We start from the raw sequence: 19,100 nt of genomic DNA, 5'->3' as shown, positions 1-19,100 counted from the left end.
GAACCCCCTCAGCACAGCATCGAGGTGTTCCATGCCGGACGTAGCCGCTCCACGCTTCCTCATCGAGCGCGTGGACGCGTCCAACTTCGAAGCGGTTCTGCCGCTCATCGCCGAATACCAGAGGTTCTACGGCCGAGACCCCGACGACTCAAGAAACCGGCGGTTCTTCGGTGAGCTGGTGGGGGACAACCCCCACGGACTTCAGCTGACGGCCCGTCAGGGGCCGCACACGATCGGCTTCGCCACCCTCTACTGGGTGCGCGTCTCCACCGGAGCGACCACCGCGGCTCTCCTCAACGACCTGTACGTCCACCCCGACCACCGGGGCGGCCGGGAAGCGGGCGTCGGAACGGCGCTCCTGCACGCGGCCGCACGTGAGGCCGGTGAGCGCGGCTTCTCCAGCCTCAACTGGGAGACCGCGCCCGACAACCGCTCGGCGCAGGCACTGTACGACCGGTTCCTGCGCGGGGCCGGGGACCTCGGGGGGTCCTCGACCTGGCTCCACTACTCATATCCGCTTTCCGTCAAGGGGGAACAGTGACCCGCTGCCACGATGTACTGGGCATAGGCTTCGGTCCGGCCAACCTGTCTCTGGCCATCGCCCTGGAGGAAGAGGGCAACGACCTCGACGTGCACTTCCTGGAAGCCCGGCCGAGCCCGTCCTGGCAGAGCGCCATGATGCTCGACGGTTCGGACATCCAGAACCACCCCGTGCGCGACCTCGTGTCGCTGCGCAATCCGCGCAGCCGCTATAGCTTCATCAACTACCTCTTCGAGAACGGGCGGCTGCTCGAACACCTCAACGTGCCGGGGGAGTTCCCGCTGCGCAAGGAGTACGCGCAGTACGTCACCTGGGCCGCGAGCCACTTCAGCCGACTGGTCGACTACGGCGTGCACGTCACCGGCGTCACCGTCGACCGAGATGCCGAGGGCAGTCCGGTCTACACCGTCACCACCTCCACCGGGGACACCCACCGGTCGCGCTCGCTCGTGATGGGCACCGGGCGTACCCCCTTCATCCCGAAGCCGTTCGACACGGTGGACTCCCCGCGGGTCTTCCACCTGACGCGCTACCTGCCGTCCCTGCAGGAGCTGGGCATGGCCGGACACGGCGACGGGTCGCCGCGCGCCGTGACGGTCATCGGGGGCAGTCAGAGCGCGGTCGAACTCACGCTTGACCTCACGCGGCGCTTCCCCCGCGCCCGGGTGACCACCCTCGTACGCTCGCTGACGCTCCGCCAGAAGGACACCAGTCCGTTCAGCGAGGAGGGGTACTTCCCCGACTTCACCGACTACTACTACCGGGCACCCCGCGAGCGCAAGCACGCACTCGACGCGTACATGCGTCTCACGAACTACTCGTCGGCCGACAGCGATGTGCTTCACGAGCTGTACCGGCTCATCTACGAGCAGCGCCTGGACGACGACCAGCGGGTGTTCGTCAGTGGCAGCCGCCAGGTGCGTGACATCGAGGTCCGGGAGGACGGCGTCCACCTCAGTGTCGAGGAGCTGAACACCGGGGAGGCCGAGGAGCACCGGTCCGACTTCGTCGTCCTGGCCACCGGATTCCGCGATCTCGGCCCGGCCGCCCACCAGGAGCGCGTGCCCGCTCTCATGCGCGACATCGCCGACGACTTCGCCTTCGACAGCCACGGCTACCTGTCCGTCGGCCCGGACTACGAAGTCCAGCCGCTGGGCGACGGCACGCCCGCGCTCTTCCTCAACGGCTTGAGCGAATCCAGCCATGGCATCGGTGACGCCGGTTCGTTCAGCCTTCTGTCGCTCCGCTCCAAGGTCATCGCAGAGGGCCTCCAGAAGCGTCTTCCGTAATGGAGCCGGCAGGCACCTCTCTGCCCGGCGAGGCGGTCGCGCCGGGCAGACCGGAAACGGATGCGGGCGACCGTACGGAGCGCAGACCGGAGCTGGAGATCGGCGCACACGTCTCCAGCAGTGTCCTCGGAGCCGGGATGGTGGTCATGCCTCCCGTCGTCGCGGCGCTGGCGGGCGGGCACAGCCTCCTCGTCTGGTCGGCCCACATCCTGCTGGGCGGATCGATCAGCCTCATGCTGGCCCTGCTGGTCCGCGCGAGGCTGCGGCCGGCCTCGTTGGCGGGTGCCGTCGGGGCCCTGCTCGGCTCGTGGGCGGAACGGGCGGTGAACGGCGTCTTCGCCGTCGCCTTCACCGCCGGGCAGGCGGCGATCGCGTGGTTCGCCTCGACCTGCCTGTTGACAGCCGCCAACGGTTCTCTGCCACGCCCGGGGGCGGACGGTCTCCTGCTGGCCCTCGGGATCCTCGTGGTGGCTGTGCTCGCGGCGCTCACTCCGCTCTCGCTTCCGGCCGCTGTGCTCCGGCTGCGTTCCTGGGTGGCCGGGGCCGTGGCGCTGGCCTGCGCCGCATGGGGCTGGCCCGCCGCATCCGCGGTGGGTTCGCACACGCCGCTGGCGCCGTCGGGACTCTCGCCCGGCGGTGCCCAGTGGCTGGCCCTCGCGGCGCTGTTCTTCGCCGGTGTGGGATGGGAATCAGTCACCTCCGTCGTCCCGGCCGTCGCCGCCGGGCCGCGACGAACTGCCGCGGGCGTGGCCCTGGGGGTGGCCTCAGTGGCCATCGTCTACCTGGGGCTGGCCGCGGTCCACCGTCTGGCCGCCGGGGAACCGGCAGCCCCGGGACCGGTTTCCGCCCCGCTGCGCTGGGTGCTGGCCGGTGCGACGGCCGCTGTGCTGATCTCGTACGTCTTCACGAACGTGCGCACCGCCGCCCGGATCGCCGCGCGGCTGCGCCCCGGGGAGCCGGCTCCCTCCGAACGGGGCCCCGGCAGGGCCCTCATCGCGGCTGTCGGCGTCGCGTGTTGCGCCTTCGCCTGTACGGGGGTCCGGGACGGCGCCGTCCCCCTCCTGCTGCTGGGGCCGGCCGTGGCCGCCATGACCGGCTTCGACCTGGCAGCCGTCGCTGCCGTGCGCTGCGGCGGGCCGCTGATGCGGAGCGCCGGGGCCCTGGTACTGCTCGTGCTCGCGGGCATGGCGGTCCTCGCCGTGCCCTTCCTGCTCGGTGGATGAGTGATGGCCAAGCTCCTACGCCGTTGTCCGGATGGTCTCGCCCGCCCCATCGGGACCTCGGCCACGCCGCTTCCGCCGGTCCTTCCGGCTTCCGTGGCCGGGACGCGGATCGGGACCGTGCTCGGTGAGCCGGGCGGATCGCGCGAGAAGCGGCAGGGCGGATCGCGCGGCAGGCAGGGGCAGCAGCCGCGCTCGCCCGTCGCCCGTCGCCGGCAGCTGTGCACCGCCGTGCCGACAACGCCCATGACGGCGACGAACACCCCTGCGCACCTTGTCCGTTCACTTCGTCCGGCATCCTTTTCCGGCTCCATCTCCGAGGAGACACCATGACCGCCCCCACAACAGCTCCCACCATCGAATCCGAAGTCCGCAGTTACTGCAGGAACTGGCCAGTGAGGTTCGACCAGGCGCGCGGCAGCCGCATGTTCGATCGCGACGGCCGCGCCTATCTCGACTTCTTCGCCGGCGCCAGCGCCCTGAACTACGGCCACAACCACCCGGTACTCAAGCGGGCGCTGCTCGACTACCTCGGGCAGGACGGGGTCACCCACAGCCTGGACATGCTGACCGCCGCCAAGGAGGAATTCCTCGCCGAGTTCGCGGCGCGGGTTCTCGGCCCCCGCCAACTGGACTACCGGGTACAGTTCCCCGGCCCCACCGGGACCAACAGCGTGGAGGCCGCGCTCAAGCTGGCCCGCAAGGTGACGGGGCGTCAGACGATCGTCGCCTTCACCGGCGCCTTCCACGGGATGTCGCTCGGTTCACTGGCCGTCACGGGAAACGCAGCCAAGCGTGCGGGTGCCGGCATTCCGCTCGGACACACCTTGCGCCTCCCCTACGACGGGTTCTCCGGAGGCGAGGTGTCCGGCCTCAAGCTGCTGGACAGCATGCTTGCCGACAGCAGCAGCGGCCTGGATCTCCCCGCGGCGGTCATCGTGGAGACCGTGCAGGGTGAGGGCGGCGTCAACCCGGCCAGGGCGGCCTGGCTCGCCGACCTCGCGGAGCTGTGCAGCCGCCGGGGCATCCTCCTGATCATCGACGACATCCAGATGGGCTGCGGCCGCACGGGGCCCTTCTTCAGCTTCGAGATCGCCGGGATCACCCCGGACATCGTCTGCCTGTCCAAGTCCATCAGCGGATACGGCCTGCCCATGTCCCTCACGCTCTTCCGTACCGAGCTGGACGTATGGCAGCCGGGCGAGCACAACGGCACGTTCCGCGGTAACAACCCGGCATTCGTGACGGCGGCCGCTGCCCTGCGGGAGTTCTGGGCGGACAGCACCCTGGAGAAGCAGACCGAACAACGGGGCGCCCTGTTCGAGGAGAAGCTGGGCGAGCTCGCCGGCCGGCACACCGCGCACATAGCGGAGTTGCGCGGTCGTGGCCTGGTGTGGGGTCTCGACTTCCGGGAGCCGAGCATGGCCAGGAGGGTCGCTGACGCGGCGTTCACCCGCGGGCTCCTGGTGGAGACGTCGGGCTCCTCCGACGAGGTGGTGAAGCTCATGCCGGCCCTGACCTCCACGGACGAAGAACTGGCCGAGGGGCTCGGCATCCTGCGGGACTCGGTGGCGTCAGCCGTGGTCGGCTGAGCGCGTCGCCTCGCGGCGGTCATTTGCATGGCCACGACGGGCTGTACCTGGCAGCAGGCACAGCCCGTCGTGGCCGGCCGGCGTCGCCGTGACCGGCCGTCCGGCAGGCCGCGCCGCCCTGCGGGCCGGGCCCCGGTGCGCTCCTTCTCCTGCCACCGGGCTCCGATCCCGGCGACCACTGTGTACTCCAGCTGACAGGGCCGAGTTGACGTGGCCTCATATGTTTCCCGGAGCGCCGGACGCGGCGTAAAGTCCGGCAAGGTCGGATCGGTGACAGGGGGAGGGGCCGACGTGCTGGAGGTCGTGGCGCTGAGTGCGCTGACCGCATTTTTCACGGCAGCAGGCAACGGTGCCGCAGGGGAGATGGGCAAGCAGCTTCTCCTGACGACCGGCGCGCTGGCGAGAAGGACCATGGGCAGGGAAGCGCCACTGCCGACCGGGCCGGAAGGGTGGCAGTCACTTGCGGGCCAGGTGCACGCGCGTCTGGGCCGTGACCCCGAGCGGGCGGATGAGTGGGCGCTGCTCGTCCGCAGTTTCCCTGAGCAGGCCAGGCCATTGGTGCCGACAGGTGGACTGCCGCCCGCGACAAGGGACTTCACCAATCGTCAGCGGGTGCTCAAGCAGCTGAAGCGGGAGGCGACCCGCCCCGCTGCCGGGCGGCCGCGTGTCGCACTGCTCCACGGGCCGCCCGGAATCGGTACCACCGCGGTGGCCCTGCGCCTGGGCGCCGAGCTCTACACCCGTTTCCCCGACGGGCAGTTCTACGTCGACCTGCGTGACGCCTCGGGTGGACACGGTCCGGAGCCCGCCACTGTTCTGCTGCGGCTGCTGCGGCAGATGGATGTCGCGCCGGAGCGGTTGCCACCCACTGCCGCGGGCCGCGAGCAGCTCTACCGGCAGCTCACCGCGGGCCGCAGGGCCCTGGTGGTGGTGGACCACGCGTCGTCCGTCGCCCAGGTCCGCAGCCTGGTCCCGGCCACGCCCGACGTCTTCCTGCTGGTGGTCGTGTCCGGCCGGCCCTTCGCGCTGGAGGCCGAACGCGTCACCGTCCCGGCCCTGACCGACCGGTACGCCGTGCGGATGATGCGGAAGGTGGCCGGGCGGCAGGAGGTCGCGCGGGCGAAGGCCCGGATGCCGCGGCTGCTGGAACACTGTGCGGGCAACGCGTTCGCGCTGAAGACCGAGGCGATGGGCCTGCTGGCTGAGGCGGCCGAAGCGGAGCAGCGGGCCGGGGGGCCGGGGCACCATCCGGTGCGCGCCGCTGCCCGGCACGCCTGCGATCGTCTCGGGGCGGAGACGGCGCGGCTCGTCCGGCTGACGGCACTGGGCGGGTGGCCCTCCGTGGACGCGCACCTCGCTGCCGCGGCCGCCGGCGTGACGCCCCAGGAGGCGGCTCGGATGCTCGACGAGGCGGCGGACGTCCAGCTGCTGGACCTCGTGGCTGACGACCGGTACCGCTTCCGCCCCGAGGTACGGCAGTACCTTGCCGACACCGCGGGCCCGGAGCACGGTGTCCCCGAATGTTCCGCTGCCGTGGAGCGCGTACTCGACGCCTTGCTGAACCGTGCCCTGCATGCGGCCCATGCCGCCCTGCCCCAGAGCTGGCGCACCGAGCCCGCGCCATCGGACGGGGACGCGTACCGCGACGAGGCCCGGGGCGTGGCAGCGCTGGCCGCAGAGGTGGGCAATCTGGTCCGAGCGGTGTCCGTGGCGGAGGAGTACCAGCACGTCACGACGGCGCTGCGTCTGGCCCGGGCCCTGTGGCCACTTCAACTGAAGGCGGGTTATTGGGACGAGGTGCTCCCCGCGCTGCGTGTGGCCGCCCGGTGTGCCGACGAGCATCAGCCGCGTTCGCGTACAGCGGCGGGAATCCACTTTCAACTCGGCCACTGCCTGGGCGAGCTCGGGCGCTGGGAGGAAGCAGGGCATGCGGCGCATGCCGCCGTCGGGAGTGAGCGCGCGGCGGGGCATGTACGGGGCGAGGCATCGTCCGTCGAGCTGCTGGGTCTCTTGAACCTCTACCAGTGGCGGTATGAGGCAGCCTACGAGCGGTTCGTCGAGGCCGAGCGCGTCTACGGGCGGATCGCTGCCGGTCAAGAGGGCGCGCAGGACGTGGCACGCGCTCTCGCGCTGGCCGAGCGCCACCAGGGGCGTGCGCTGCGGGGTATGGGGCGGCTGGCGGATTCACAGCGCCTGCTGGAGTCCGCGACGGACTTCTTCAAGGAGCGGGGCGAGAACTACAACCGGGCGCGTGCTCTCACGGACCTGGCCGAGACCCTCCACGACGCGGGCGAGCGTGCCGAGGCGCTCACGAAGATCGCCGAGGCGGAGGAACTGCTCACCCCGGCGGCCGCTCCGCACCTGCGGTATCTCGCCGGGCTGCGGCTGCGCTGCGAGGGCGGCCGCTGACGGATGGGCGCGTCCGGGGCGGACTTGGCCTTCGGCCCACAGGCCCTGTCCTGCCAACGACGAGAGCCGGGCCATTAACAGGGTTCCACGACCACGGGGTGGACGCTCCCGGCAGCGTGCACCCGGAGCGTGATGGCTCCGGACGGCAGGCTGCCGCCGCCGGCCAGCCACGCGTACAGCGAAGAGGCGTACGCCGCCGGATCGGCGTCCGCACCCGGGCCCGCGGACAAGTGGAACAGGCCGTGTTCCCGGACGCGCACGGTGCAGTGGCCCGGGCCGCTGACGTACGCGGCGACGGCGCAGTGTGCATGACGGCCGATGATCTCGGCCGTCCACGCCGCCGGACCGCCCAGGCGCGGGTCGTCCGCGGACCCGTCACGCACGATCACGTCGGCCGTCTCCAGGTCGCCCGGATTCCGGGTGTCCTCGTGCACCGCGAGGTGCACGTCACCGTCCGCGTCGTAGGGATGCGCCGTGGATCGCTCGACCACGATGTCCGTGCCACTGACACGGGTGAGCACACGCAGTGGAGCCGTCCGCCGCGGTGGATCGTAGGGCGGCAGGGGCAGCGGTTCGAGAAGAGCGGGGGCCGCGGGCTCGGGAAGGTCCATCAACGCGTAGAAATGGCGCCGCAGGAGCGCTGCCGATGCTCCCGGAGCCGAAGTGACGAACTCGGCGGGGTCGGCGGCCGGGCGGTGACGGGACAGCAGGCGCTCCACCTGGGCGCGCAACGGGCCGTGCGGGTCGAGCCGTGGTGCGTCCCGGACGAACGCGGCGAGTGGCGTATCGGGGTCCAGTCTGTCCTGCCCAGTGGCCCCCAACAGCACCGGGACACCCAGAGCGGACGCGTAGTAGGAGACGGCGCCGAAGTCGCCGACTACGGCATCGGCCGCCAGGAGAGCCTGTCGCCAGGCGCGAGCGGGGTCGATCAGGGTCATTCCGCTGTGCCGGGCCCGGTCCAGCCAGGCACGGACCTGACCGGGGCCGTGTCCGTACCAGATGTTCGGGTGCAGTACGACGGCCAGCCGATAGTCGTCGGCCGGCAACTCGGCGGTGAGCCGCGGGAGGAGACTCGGCAGGACATCGTGGCCGCCGCCGTTGCCGAAGAAGCCCTCAGGGTTCCAGGTGGAGTTCAGTACGACGAGCCGTTGGCCTCGCCGTACTCCCAGGGCCCGACGGAAGCGGTCGCGGTACGGGCGGGCGGCGAGCATGCGGTCGAAGCACGGATCGCCTGCGAGCACGGAGACATCCACGGCCGCTGGGCACACCCGGCACAATCGCTCCAGCTGTTCCGGATGGGACAACACCAGGCCATTCATGTATGGCTCGCCGTCCGCCAGGAGCCACTCCGGCGACAGACCGAACGTCGGCTCCCGGCTCCCGGCTCCCGGCTCCCGGCTCCCGGCTCCCGGCTCCCGGCTCCCGGCTCCCGGCTCCCGGCTCCCGGCTCCCGGCTCCCGGCTCCCGGCTCCCGGCTCCCGGCTCCCGGCTCCGCCAATTTCTTAGTGTATCCCACCCCATGGGAAATAATTGACAATTTGCCCTGAATCAAAGGGAGTTGACCGCCGAAGCTGGCTGATATCGCGAGGTCCACAGGCGTGGAGAGTGCTTGATGCCAAGGCAGTACCGGGAGGCCCAGGTCGGTGAAGAGCTCGTCCACTCCGTCCTGAAAGGCGGAGGAACCCGTCGAGGTGACGAGCAGTTGAACGCGGAAGTCGTCGTGGAACAGCGACAGCACGTCCAGCAGGCGGCCGGCGGAGGTGGCGTTGTGGACCACGATCAGAACCCGGCGCCGGGTCGTGCGGCTGGTCCAGCGTCCGGACTCGTGCCCGACCGGCACCCGTATCGGCAGGGGTTCAGCCCGCACTTGTGCCCCTCCTGAGCCGGTGTGGTGCCATCGCGCGCCCACCTTAACCGGTTCCCGGCTACCCGCGCCCGCGCTCCCGCACCCCGTCCAGCAGCCTGGTCCGCCGGGTCGGCGACGCTCCCAGGGCGGCGCCCGTCAGGGCCAGTGCCGTGGCCCCGTCCAGAACCGCCAGGTCGGCCCCCGGGCTCTTGCCGTACGCGGTGAACTCGGGCGTGTGCTGCCTGGCGCCGCCCGTCTCGTAGCCGATCGTGGGGTGGATGGTGGGGATGCGCTGCGAGACGTTGCCCATGTCGGTCGACGCCATGGACTCGCCGTGCAGGGATGTCGCCGTGCGGCCCAGCTCGCCGAGGGCTTCCACGTACGCGTCCGTCATGTCGGGGTCCTGGCGCAGATCCGCGAACTCCCGTCCGTGCGCGGTCAATTCCAGCTCGGCGCCGGTGGCGAGCGCCCCGGCCTCGAAGCAGGCGCGTACACGCTGGTACGCCTCGCCCAGCTGCTCCACGGTCCGTGCCCTGACCTCGCAGCGGGCGCTCGTGCGGGCGGGGATGATGTTCACGGCCTGGCCGCCGTCCGTGACGATGCCGTGCACGACCACACCCGGCGGCAGCTGCTGGCGGAGCAGCCCCACGGCGGTGTGGGCGATGGTCATCGCGTCCAGGGCGTTGATGCCTTCCCACGGGGCCAGCGCGGCGTGCGAGGGCTTGCCGCGGTAGGTGATGTCCCAGGCTCCGACCGCCAGGGACGAGGCGCCGACGGTGTCGTCCGGGGCGGCGTGCACCATCATGGCCGCGGCCACGTCGTCGAAGACCCCGGCATCGAGGAGGAGGACCTTCCCCCCGATGTCCTCCTCGGCCGGGGTGCCGATCAGTTTGACCGTCAGGCCGAGTTCGTCCGCCACCGCGGCGAGGCCGAGGGCGGCGCCGACGGCGGCCGCTCCGTTGACGTTGTGCCCGCAGGCGTGGCCGATGCCGGGCAGGGCGTCGTACTCGGCGCAGAACCCGATGACGAGGTCCCCGGTCCCGTACGTGGCGACGAGGGCCGTGGGGAGGTCCGCGACACCGCGGGTGACCGTGAAGTCCGCCGTCTCCAGCAGGTCTCCGATCCTGGCCGCCGCGCGGTGTTCCTGGAGAGCGGTCTCGGGTTCGTCGTGCAGTCCGTGGCTGAGCCCTACGAGCTGCTCGCTCCAGGAGCCGACCGCCTTGGCCACGGTCCTGCGTACGTCCGCGATGTCCGTCATGCGAGCTCTCCGCTCTGTGTCAGGTGCTGTTCGTGCGCCGGGGCCGTCCGGCGCGGGCTGCGGTAGCGCAGCGCCAGGGCCGTGCCGACGAGGGCCGTGACGGCGCACGCGCCCCAGCCCCACAGGTAGCCGGACTCGGCGATGTGCGTGGTGCCGGGCGTGACATGGGCCGCGAAGAACGCGCCGATCACGGCGGCCCCGATGGCAGCGCCGAGGGACAGGGCCAGTTCGTTGAGCCCGACGGCCAGGGCCGTCTCCTGTTCCGCGACGGCCTCCGCGGACAGGGTCCGCGTGATCGACTCGAAGAGTCCGGTGGCGAGCCCCACCACCAGGGCGCAGACCACGTACTGGGTGAGGGTGCGGTGGAAGAGGACCATCCCCAGGAAGCCCAGGGCGACGAGGCCGCCGCCCGCGGCGAGCACGGCGCGGTCGCCGAGCCGGCGGGTGAGGCGCGGGGTCAGTGTGGATCCGGCGAACCCGGCGGTCACCATCGCGAGCGAGATCGTGGCGATGGCCTGCGGTCCCAGGTCCATGCCGTAACCGGTCGCGGACCTGGAGGCGCCCAGGAAGAGGGCGTTGGCGCCGAGGAAGCCGATCGTGCCGAAGGACGCGCAGAAGGTGAAGCCGCTGACCACCGCGAGCCGCGGATTGCTCAGCATCCGCACACTGACCAGCGGGTGCGCCGAGCGTCGTTCGACCGCCACCCAGACCGCGAGGAGGACGACCGCCCCGACGGCGAGGGCGAGCGTACGCGACGCTCCCCAGCCCCACGTACTGCCCTGCGCGAGCACCAGGACGAGCGCCACCAGACCGGCGGTGAGCAGCACCGCCGCCCCGTAGTGGAAGCGGCCGCCGCGCGGTGCGTCGCTGGCGGGCAGCACGATGCCCGCGACCACGGCGAGGGCGGCGACCGGGACGGCCGTCCACAGCCCGGCCTCCGCGTGCCGCTCGCTGAGCGCGCCCGCCACCAGGCCGCCCACACCGATCGACAGGAGCAGGACACCTACGAGGAGGGAGATCCCGGAGCGGTTCCGCTCGGGTGCGCGGGAGCGCAGGATGCCCACGAGCAGCGGGAAGAAGCCGACGAGAGCGCCCTGGAGCACGACCCCGACGGACAGTGTCACGGCGGACGGCCGCACGGCGATCAGCAGGGAGCCGCCCGCCACCATCGCGATGGCCACCCGCAGGAGCCTGCGGTGTCCGTACAGGTCCCCCAGCCGGGAGAGCAGCGGCGTCATCACCGCGAAAGCAACCTGGGACAGCAGATAGATGTTGTTCTGCCCCACGGTGCTGATGTGCAGACTGAGGCCGACCTCGGGCAGCAGCGGTGTCAGATAGCCCTGGACGATGCCGCCCAGCAGAATCACGACCGCCATCGTCCCGAGCATGCCGGGCCCGGAGCTCAGCGCTCCGGGTCCGCGTTCCGTTCCCGTTATGCGTGGGGGCACAGCTTCACCTCTGGGTCACTGGTGGCCGGGAGTCTCTGGTGGCCGGAACCGAATGTGGTGGCTACTGTGCGGGCGGAGGCACGAACGTCCTCGAATATTCATGGATTCGTCCGTACGGAGGGCTTGTGATGCGAGAAACGGTCACGGTCAGCGAACTCGACCTCGCCCTCGTGAACGCCCTCCAGCTGCGGCCCAGAGCCTCGTGGTCGGAGCTCGCGCCGCTGCTCGGCGTGACCGCGGGCACGCTGGCACGGCGCTGGGACCGGCTGACGGGGGAGGGGCTCGCCTGGGTGTACGCGGCCCCCGGGCGCGAGTTCTCCCGTAACCGCTGCGCGGCCTTCGTGCTGCTGCGCTGCCTTCCACGGGACCGGTCCCGGCTGATGGCGGAGCTGAGCGAGCTCCCGGAAGCCGTGACGATCGAGCTGACCGGTCCCGGTACCGCCGACCTGCTCCTCGACGTGCTCGCCCCGGATCTGACGGCGCTCAGCCGGTTCCTCAGCGAGAAGCTGGACCGGATCCCGGGCATCACATCGGTGACCTGTCTGTTCACCACGTCGCTGTACGTCGAGGGCAGCCGCTGGCGGCTGCGGTCCCTGGCCCCCGCCCAGCTGACGGCGCTCGGCAGCCCGGCGGCGGTGGGGGAGCCCGCCGGTACGCTCGCGCTCGACTCCGTCGACCGGGCCCTGCTCGACGAGCTGGTCCGTGACGGCCGGCTCGGCCTGGCCGAACTCGCCGAGCGCACGGCCAGCAGCCCGGCCACCGTCCGCCGCCGTCTGCGCCGCCTCACGGACTCGTCCGTCCTGACCTTCCGTTGCGACATCGCCTCCGCGCTGGCGGGGCACCCGGTCCCGGTCTCCCTGCTGGGGCAGGTGCCCGCTCGTGACATCGGCACCATCCACCGCACCCTGGCCGCCCTGCCCGAATGCCGACTGGTCGCGGCCGTGACCGGTCCTGCCAACATCTTCGTCACGCTCTGGGTGCACGACCTCGGTGACATCCAGCGGCGCGAGACCGCCCTGTGCGCCCGGCTGCCCACCCTCACGGTGACCGACCGCATCGTCGGCCTGCACACGGTCAAACGCATGGGCCATCTGCTCGACGAGGAGGGGCGCAGGGTGGGGGTGCGGCCGATCTCGCCCTGGTAACCGAAGCCATCGGCGGTTCCCGGCGTACCGGGCGGACGGCTGCGTCGTCCTCGCCGCAGCCCCGGCACGGAGCCGGCTGCGTCCATCCGTCGGCCGAGCCCCCGCCGGTCCAGCGCTCCGCCGTGCACCATGTCCAGCGCTCCGCCGTGCACGATGTCCTGCGTTCCGGCGGGCAGCCCCTCGGTGACGGGGTCCGCGCCGACATGGAGGCCCGCCTCCGCGCCGACTTCTCCGATGTCCGTCTCCACACCGACCACGCCGCCCGCTCCTCCGCCGCCGAGGTCGGTGCCCGCGCCTACACGTCCGGCAACCATGTCGCAGCGTGCGATGCCTTCGATTCAGCGGATGCGGGTGGCGAGCGGGACCATCGCGTTCACCAACGTGGCCGGCACGTACCCGGAGTACTACGAAAAGGCGACCCGGATCGTTCAGCTCCTCACGGCGCACACCGCCGTCACGCGCTATCTCAACGGCCGCGCCTGCACCATCACCCTGGAGAAGCGCGTCAAGGAGACCCCCGCCGATGTGACCGACAAGGGCAAGGAGGGAGCCCACGTCTCCCTCGCCTCCTCCTACTTCGAGAACGACGGCATCGGTCACATCGCCGGGATGCTCTCCCACGAGTTCGCTATCCACTCGCTCGCGGAGAGCAAGCCGGGCCTGCGGCAGGAGGAGGGCTTCCGGGGCATGCCCATGCCCATGCCGGTGCCCGGTCTCGAAGGTGAGGAGAGGGGAGGGCCGCTCGGGGGCGCCTCGATGACCTCGGACGGGGCCAAGCAGCCCGACCACGTGCTCGGCGTGATCCGGGCAGTCCGCGCTTCACGGTCTACCGCGACGTCACTCTGGAGATGGCGGACCTGTTGCTGAAGGACGTGCACAACAAGGTGCCCGGTGCCAGGGAACAGGACGTCACGGCACTCATCGACTGCTTCCTGATGGATGTCGCCTCCATCGCCGCGACCAGTGACGACCGACGCGTGGTGCCGCGCCCACCGCCGAGGGCGGCGCGGTGCGTGCCGACATCGCCAAGGTCTACAACAGGTACAAGCAGATACTGCTGCGCTCTGGGCCTGGAGCATCGGCAATCAGGGACCTGTTCCTCACGGGCCGCGGCGTGCGCACGCCGCGGCCCGGAGCGCGGCGGACATCCTCCGGACACCGCCGCAATCCAGGCGTGGTGCTCTGTTAACGAGGGATTCGTACCTATGAGCGGGCGACACGCCATACTCTGGACCTCTCGGCGGTCCCGGTTGCTCAGCAGCTGTCGCACCTGCCGGTGATGGCCGGCCCTTCGCACGGGGGAGGACGTGCAGGTCGGTGGTTCCGCTCGTCCGCGCGGGCGTCGCCGCGGGGGCCGGCGGAGTCATGGTGGACGTCCGTCCGATGCCGGAGGCCGCGCTGCGCGACGGCCGCAGGCGCTCGGCGACAACGATCCGAAGGAGCTCGGCGAGACCGTACACGATGGGCACCGCCGGCCGGCACTCACCCTGTGCGCGGGCCGGGGCCCGTCGCTCCCCCTGATGTCCTGACCGGCCGCCGATCGTCGGCCGCCGTACACAAGGAGGAACGTTGCTTTCCAGAAGTGCTGAACTGTGCGTGATCGGCGCGGGGCCGAGAGGGATCTCGGTCGTGGAGCGGATGTGTGCGAACGCCCCCGTGCTCGGTGCGCCGGGCGACCGGGTCACCATCCACCTCGTCGACGCCCGGCACAGTGGCGGCGGCCAGGTGTGGCGTACCGACCAGCCGACGGAACTGCTCATGAACACGGTCGCCTCCCAGGTCTCCATGTTCATGGACGACAGCGTGGAGGGCGAGGGCCCGGTGGTGAACGGGCCGAGCCTGCACGAGTGGGCGCGCGGCCTGGACGGTGCGGGAAAGCCCGGCCGGTACCCGGAGCAGGTCCTGGCCGAGGCGCGGACGCTGGGCCCGGACTCCTACGCTTCCCGGTCCCTGTACGGCCATTACGTGGACTGGGCGCTGGCCCGGGTGTCCGCCGGGCTCCCGGAGACCATCGAACTCCTGCTGCACCGCGCGGTCGCCGTCACCCTGGACGACGCCGACGACGGTACGCAGACAGTGCGGCTGGACGACGGCACCACCCTGACCGGCCTGACCGCGGTGGTGCTCGCCCAGGGGCACGTGGGGATGGAACTCACGTCCGACGAGAAGGAGCTGTCCGTCTTCGCGCGGGAGCACGGCCTCGGCTACTTTCCCCCGGGCAACCCCGCCGACTCCCCGGAGGACTCCATCAGGCCCGGCGAAGCGGTGGCGCTGCGCGGACTCGGCCTCAACTTCTTCGACCACATGGCCATGCTCACGGCCGGCCGCGGCGGCCGGTTCGAACGGGTCGGCGGACGCCTGGTCTACCGGCCGTCGGGAGCCGAACCGGTGCTCTACGCGGGATCCCGGCGGGGCGTCCCCTACCACGCCCGGGGCGAGAACCAGAAGGGTCCGACGGTGCGTCACCAGCCTGTCTTCCTGACCCCGGAGGCCGTACGCGCGCTGCAGGGCGAGAGCGCGGCGGGGCGGCGGCTCCGGTTCCGCCGGGACATCTGGCCGATCGTCTCGCGGGAGGTGCGCCTGGTCTACTACCGGACCCTGCTGACCGCGCGGGACGGCGCCGCGGCCGCCGAGGCCTTCGCCCAGGTCTTCACGGTGCTCGCCGCCGCCGACGGCGCGGAGGCCGAGTGCGCGCTCCTCGACCGCTACCGCGTCGCCCGGCAGCTGCGCTGGGACTGGGACCGGGTGGTCCGGCCGTACGGCACACGGACCTTCACCGACCAGGACGACTACCGGACCTGGCTCCTGCAGTATCTGCGGAGCGACCTGCACGAGGCGGCCCGCGGCAATGTGCGCGGCCCCCTCAAGGCCGCGCTCGACGTGCTGCGCGACCTGCGGAACGAGATCCGGCTGATAGTGGACCACGGCGGCATCACCGGGAGTTCGTACCGCAGCGATCTCCAGGAGTGGTACACGCCGCTCAACGCGTTCCTGTCCATCGGGCCGCCGGCGAGCCGGGTGGAGGAGATGATCGCGCTCGTCGAGTCGGGCGTACTGACCCTGCTCGGGCCGGGCTTCCGGGTGGTGCCGGACGCCTCGGGCAAGTGCTTCCAGGTGGAGTCGACCGCTGTCCCCGGCCCTCCCGTCCAGGTCTCCAGCCTGGTGGAGGCGAGGCTGCCGGAGGTCGACATACGCCGGACCACCGATCCGCTGCTGCGCCATCTGCTGGCGAGCGGGCAGTGCTCGGCGTACGGGCTGGCCGACGAGGGCGGAGCCGAGTACCGGACGGGCGGTCTCGCCGTGACCAGGCGGCCGTACCACGTGGTGGACGCCGCGGGCCGGGCACACCCGCGGCGCTTCGCGTTCGGGGTGCCCACCGAGACGGTGCACTGGGTGACCGCGGCCGGGATCCGGCCCGGGGTCAACTCGGTGATCCTCAGCGACGCCGACGTGATCGCCCGCGCGGCGCTGCGCGCGACACCGGCGCCCGTCCGGGACGGCGTCCCGGCTCAGTGAGCGAGCCGGGGGAGCATCTCCTCGTTGCGCGTACGCACCGAATCGGGCAGCTGCGTGACGAGTTCGGCGACCGTGACCGAGCGCAGCGAGGCGCGCCAGGCCTCGTCGGCCCGGTCCATCATGGTGTTGACCAGGCAGGGGCGCCGGCACTCCTCGGAGGAGGAGGCGCCGGTGCCGCGCTGCCGGATCTCCTGGCAGATGAAGGGGGCGGCGGTGCCCTCGATGGCCTCCACCACATCCAGGGCGGAGACCGACTCGGGGGCGCGGGCCAGCCGGTAGCCGCCCTTCGGGCCGGAGTTGGCGTACAGCACACCGGCCCTGGTCATCGCCTGGAGGTGCTTGGCCAGATACGCCTCGGGCAGGCCGAAGTGGCCTGCCAGCGCATCACGGCGCATCAGCCCGCCGGGCGGCACCTGCGCGAGCAACATGGCACAGTGCAGGCCCCATTCCACGCCTTGTGACAGCTTCATCCGGCCAGTGTAGTGATGCAATATCCGGAATAACCAGAAACAATCTCCACTCCGGAGCCCGGACCCCGGCCCGGAGTCGCCCCAACGGCCCGATGCGTCTCCCGGCGGCGGGTCCCACCCGCCCCGGCGCGGCGCGACGGGGGAAAAGGACGAGCGATGACCCAGCCGCCCGAGACCACCGTCTTCCTGGACACCGGCCTGCTGACCCCGGTACGGGCGGGCGCACCCGTCGAGGCCGAGACGGCCGACTTCGCCTGGCTCCAGGCCATGCTGGACGCCGAGGCCGGTCTGGTCAGGGCGCAGGCCCGGCTGGGCCTTGTGCCTGTCGCGGCGGCCGGGACGATCAGCCGGCTGGCCGACGCCTCCCGGCTCGACCTGCGCGACCTGGCCGTCCGCACCCGGGGCGCCGCGAACCCGGTGGTCGCCGTGGTGGAGGCGTTCACCGCCCATGTCGGGGCCGAGGACCCGGGTGCGGCCGAGTACGTGCACCGCGGCTCCACCAGCCAGGACATCATGGACACCGCGGCCATGCTGGTGGGGCAGCGGGCGGGAGCGCTGATCCACGCGGACCTGCTGAGGGCCGCCGACGCGCTGGCCGGGCTGGCCGGCCGCCACCGGGACACCCTCCTCGCGGGCCGCACCCTGGGCGCGCACGCCGTGCCGACCACCTTCGGGCTGAAGGCCGCGGGCTGGCTGGACGGCGTGCTCCGGGCCGCCGACCGGCTCGGCGCCGTGCTCGGCTCCGGGCTGCCGGTCCAGTTGGGCGGTGCGGCGGGGACCCTCGCGGGCTACGTCGAACAGGCCAGGATCCAGGGGGTGGCCGACGCTGCGGAGACGGCTCCCCGGCTCCTCGCCGCCTACGCCGCCGAACTGGGCCTCGCCGAACCGCTGCTGCCCTGGCACACCACGCGCGCCCCGCTCGTGGAGCTGGGCCAGGCGCTGGTGCTGTGCGCCGGGGCGCTGGACAAGGTGGCCGTGGACGTCCAGGTGTTGTCCCGTACGGAGATCGCCGAGGTGGCGGAACCGGCGGCGCCCGGCCGGGGGGTCTCCTCCGCGATGCCGCACAAGCGCAACCCCGCCCTCGCCACGCTCATCCGCACCGCGGGTCTGCAAGTCCCTTCCCTGGTACTGGTGCTGGCCCAGGCGATGGCGGCGGAGGACGAACGACCCGCGGGCGCCTGGCACGCGGAGTGGCAGCCCCTGCGGGAGAGCCTGCGGCTCACCGGGGGCGCCGCGTACACGGCGGTCCAGCTGGTGGAGGGCATGACGGTGTTCCCGGAACGCATGCGGGACAACCTCGGGCTCACCGGCGGCCTGGTGGTGTCGGAGCGGATCGCCGCCGATCTCACCCCCGCTCTGGGCAAGGCGGCGGCGCGGGAGCTGCTCAACCGGGCCAGCGCCGAAGCGGCCCGCACCGGGCGGCCACTGGCCGACGTCCTCACCGGGGCGCCTGAGCTGGCCGGTGTGGCCGGGGCCGCGGAGGTGCTCGACCTGCTGGACCCCGCCCACTACACGGGCGCGGCCGGGGTCCTGGTCGACCGGGCGCTCGCGGCCTACCGTGCGCGGTAGCGCGCGCCGGGGGACACGGTTCAGTGCTCAAATCGCACTCCGCCGCCTCCCGCGCCCTCCTGGCGGCGCGTGCGGCCGGATCCCGTTCCGCGGTGCGCGCTGATGCCGTTGTGCGGGAACGCGGTGGCCGTCATGTCCGGCATGCCGGACATGACGGAAGCGGATCTGCGGCAGCCCTCAGGCTCCGGCGCCGCCCGGCGTCTCGTTGGTCTCCAGGCCGGCCACCAACCAGGGCCTGACCTGCTGGCGGGCGCGGTGCAGACGGGACTTCACGGTGCCGACGGGCAGGTTCATCCGGTCGGCGATCTCCGCGTAGTCGAGTTCGCAGATGTCGCGGTAGACCAGCGGCGTCACCAGCTGCGGAGCCTCACGCTCCAGCCGCTCCAGGGCTTCGAGCAGATCGACGCGCGAGCCCGCGATCACACTGGTGGTACGCGGGTCGGGATGGGTCGCCTCCGCCGTCGTCAGCGGGGTCTCGGCCGCCCGCCGCTTGAGCTCGCGGTACTTCTGCCGCGAGCAGTTGGCGACCACCGTGTACAGCCAGGTGCTGAACTTGCTGCGGCCCTCGAAGCGGTGGATGTTGCGGGCCACCTGCACGAGCACGTCCTGGGCCGCTTCCTCGGCGTCCTCGCGGTACAGGAGGAACCGGGCGCAGCGGCGCAGCACATCGGGGCTGATGTCGCGCAGGAGCGCGTCCAGGGCCGTCTGGTCGCCGCCGGCCGCTCGGACGGCCAGGGCCTCTGTTGCTTCGGCGGGCCGGGTCACGGGAGGGTGTCCGCCGGTCGGGCCGGCTGGAC

The 19,100-nt window shown here is 71.9% G+C and carries 16 protein-coding genes and 1 pseudogene; 11 read left to right on the top strand and 6 right to left on the bottom strand.

The genetic code is table 11. The features are described 5' to 3' along the window. The first annotated feature begins 31 nt into the window (after window positions 1-31). The 5 genes from OG285_RS06650 to OG285_RS06630 all read left to right on the top strand — a co-directional run bounded on the left by OG285_RS06650 (window position 32) and on the right by OG285_RS06630 (window position 7,051). Complete coding sequence (locus tag OG285_RS06650; RefSeq protein ID WP_371790489.1) at window positions 32-541, top strand: N-acetyltransferase family protein; 510 nt, start codon at window positions 32-34, stop codon at window positions 539-541. Then, entirely contained in the window at window positions 538-1,830 is a 1,293-nt protein-coding gene (locus tag OG285_RS06645) for a SidA/IucD/PvdA family monooxygenase (protein WP_356830183.1), read from the top strand. Before OG285_RS06650 ends, OG285_RS06645 begins: the two co-directional genes overlap by 4 nt. Then, window positions 1,830-3,053 carry an amino acid:polyamine antiporter gene (locus tag OG285_RS06640; protein WP_371790488.1) on the top strand — a complete coding sequence of 408 codons (1,224 nt, stop codon included), beginning with the start codon at window positions 1,830-1,832 and terminating at the stop codon, window positions 3,051-3,053. Before OG285_RS06645 ends, OG285_RS06640 begins: the two co-directional genes overlap by 1 nt. Window positions 3,054-3,379: 326 nt before the next feature. Further along, a complete protein-coding gene (ectB, locus tag OG285_RS06635) occupies window positions 3,380-4,642 on the top strand; it encodes a diaminobutyrate--2-oxoglutarate transaminase (protein ID WP_356830187.1) in 1,263 nt (420 codons plus the stop codon). A gap of 270 nt (window positions 4,643-4,912) precedes the next feature. Beyond that, complete coding sequence (locus tag OG285_RS06630; RefSeq protein WP_371790487.1) at window positions 4,913-7,051, top strand: ATP-binding protein; 2,139 nt, start codon at window positions 4,913-4,915, stop codon at window positions 7,049-7,051. 74 nt (window positions 7,052-7,125) lie between these two features. On the opposite strand, the gene OG285_RS06625 is transcribed toward OG285_RS06630, so the two are convergent. The 3 genes from OG285_RS06625 to OG285_RS06615 form a co-directional block, all read right to left on the bottom strand. Further along, on the bottom strand, window positions 7,126-8,292 hold the full coding sequence (locus OG285_RS06625; protein ID WP_356830191.1) for a hypothetical protein: 1,167 nt from the start codon (window positions 8,290-8,292) through the stop codon (window positions 7,126-7,128). 684 nt (window positions 8,293-8,976) lie between these two features. After that, window positions 8,977-10,155 carry an amidohydrolase gene (locus OG285_RS06620; protein ID WP_371790486.1) on the bottom strand — a complete coding sequence of 393 codons (1,179 nt, stop codon included), beginning with the start codon at window positions 10,153-10,155 and terminating at the stop codon, window positions 8,977-8,979. Then, on the bottom strand, window positions 10,152-11,531 hold the full coding sequence (locus tag OG285_RS06615) for an MFS transporter (protein WP_356830195.1): 1,380 nt from the start codon (window positions 11,529-11,531) through the stop codon (window positions 10,152-10,154). The genes OG285_RS06620 and OG285_RS06615 overlap by 4 nt, the downstream gene beginning before the upstream one ends. 200 nt (window positions 11,532-11,731) lie before the next feature. Between OG285_RS06615 and OG285_RS06610 the strand changes: the two genes are divergently transcribed. The 5 genes and pseudogenes from OG285_RS06610 to OG285_RS06590 all read left to right on the top strand — a co-directional run bounded on the left by OG285_RS06610 (window position 11,732) and on the right by OG285_RS06590 (window position 16,264). Next, window positions 11,732-12,748, top strand: coding sequence for an Lrp/AsnC family transcriptional regulator (locus OG285_RS06610; protein ID WP_356830197.1), 1,017 nt, complete (start codon window positions 11,732-11,734; stop codon window positions 12,746-12,748). 203 nt (window positions 12,749-12,951) lie between these two features. Beyond that, window positions 12,952-13,026 (top strand): annotated as a pseudogene (locus tag OG285_RS06605) (DUF4157 domain-containing protein); the annotation flags it as partial. Window positions 13,027-13,075: 49 nt separating this feature from the next. Continuing rightward, window positions 13,076-13,615, top strand: a complete 540-nt coding sequence (locus OG285_RS06600) for a hypothetical protein (RefSeq protein ID WP_371793690.1) — start codon at window positions 13,076-13,078, stop codon at window positions 13,613-13,615. Between the two features lie 328 nt (window positions 13,616-13,943). After that, entirely contained in the window at window positions 13,944-14,348 is a 405-nt protein-coding gene (locus tag OG285_RS06595) for a hypothetical protein (protein WP_371793470.1), read from the top strand. Continuing rightward, the gene (locus OG285_RS06590) at window positions 14,318-16,264 is read left to right on the top strand and encodes an FAD/NAD(P)-binding protein (protein WP_356830199.1); all 1,947 of its coding nucleotides are present in this window, start codon (window positions 14,318-14,320) and stop codon (window positions 16,262-16,264) included. The genes OG285_RS06595 and OG285_RS06590 overlap by 31 nt, the downstream gene beginning before the upstream one ends. On the opposite strand, the gene OG285_RS06585 is transcribed toward OG285_RS06590, so the two are convergent. Next, window positions 16,258-16,734 (bottom strand): Rrf2 family transcriptional regulator, encoded by a 477-nt coding sequence (locus OG285_RS06585; protein ID WP_356830201.1) that lies wholly within the window; start codon window positions 16,732-16,734, stop codon window positions 16,258-16,260. The genes OG285_RS06590 and OG285_RS06585 overlap by 7 nt on opposite strands. A gap of 156 nt (window positions 16,735-16,890) precedes the next feature. Here OG285_RS06585 and OG285_RS06580 point away from each other — a divergent pair, with 156 nt between their 5' ends. Beyond that, complete coding sequence (locus tag OG285_RS06580) at window positions 16,891-18,303, top strand: adenylosuccinate lyase family protein (RefSeq protein WP_371790485.1); 1,413 nt, start codon at window positions 16,891-16,893, stop codon at window positions 18,301-18,303. A gap of 20 nt (window positions 18,304-18,323) precedes the next feature. On the opposite strand, the gene OG285_RS06575 is transcribed toward OG285_RS06580, so the two are convergent. Both OG285_RS06575 and OG285_RS06570 read right to left on the bottom strand, forming a co-directional pair. Then, window positions 18,324-18,455 (bottom strand): hypothetical protein, encoded by a 132-nt coding sequence (locus tag OG285_RS06575; protein WP_356830205.1) that lies wholly within the window; start codon window positions 18,453-18,455, stop codon window positions 18,324-18,326. A gap of 25 nt (window positions 18,456-18,480) precedes the next feature. Then, a complete protein-coding gene (locus OG285_RS06570; protein WP_356830207.1) occupies window positions 18,481-19,068 on the bottom strand; it encodes an RNA polymerase sigma factor in 588 nt (195 codons plus the stop codon). Window positions 19,069-19,100 lie beyond the last annotated feature (32 nt).

Origin of the sequence: Streptomyces sp. NBC_01471, from assembly GCF_041438865.1 — a bacterium.
Classification (GTDB): Bacteria; Actinomycetota; Actinomycetes; order Streptomycetales; family Streptomycetaceae; genus Streptomyces.
Note: the sequence above shows the minus strand (reverse complement) of the source record. Positions and strands in the feature narration are given on the sequence as shown.

Coding starts and splice junctions, on each gene's coding strand:
- OG285_RS06650 (WP_371790489.1), top strand. CDS start 32: ATGCCGGACGTAGCCGCTCCACGCTTCCTCATCGAGCGCGTGGACGCG.
- OG285_RS06640 (WP_371790488.1), top strand. CDS start 1,830: ATGGAGCCGGCAGGCACCTCTCTGCCCGGCGAGGCGGTCGCGCCGGGC.
- ectB (WP_356830187.1), top strand. CDS start 3,380: ATGACCGCCCCCACAACAGCTCCCACCATCGAATCCGAAGTCCGCAGT.
- OG285_RS06620 (WP_371790486.1), bottom strand. CDS start 10,155: ATGACGGACATCGCGGACGTACGCAGGACCGTGGCCAAGGCGGTCGGC.
- OG285_RS06615 (WP_356830195.1), bottom strand. CDS start 11,531: ATGGCGGTCGTGATTCTGCTGGGCGGCATCGTCCAGGGCTATCTGACA.
- OG285_RS06610 (WP_356830197.1), top strand. CDS start 11,732: ATGCGAGAAACGGTCACGGTCAGCGAACTCGACCTCGCCCTCGTGAAC.
- OG285_RS06600 (WP_371793690.1), top strand. CDS start 13,076: ATGCCTTCGATTCAGCGGATGCGGGTGGCGAGCGGGACCATCGCGTTC.
- OG285_RS06585 (WP_356830201.1), bottom strand. CDS start 16,734: ATGAAGCTGTCACAAGGCGTGGAATGGGGCCTGCACTGTGCCATGTTG.
- OG285_RS06580 (WP_371790485.1), top strand. CDS start 16,891: ATGACCCAGCCGCCCGAGACCACCGTCTTCCTGGACACCGGCCTGCTG.
- OG285_RS06575 (WP_356830205.1), bottom strand. CDS start 18,455: ATGTCCGGCATGCCGGACATGACGGCCACCGCGTTCCCGCACAACGGC.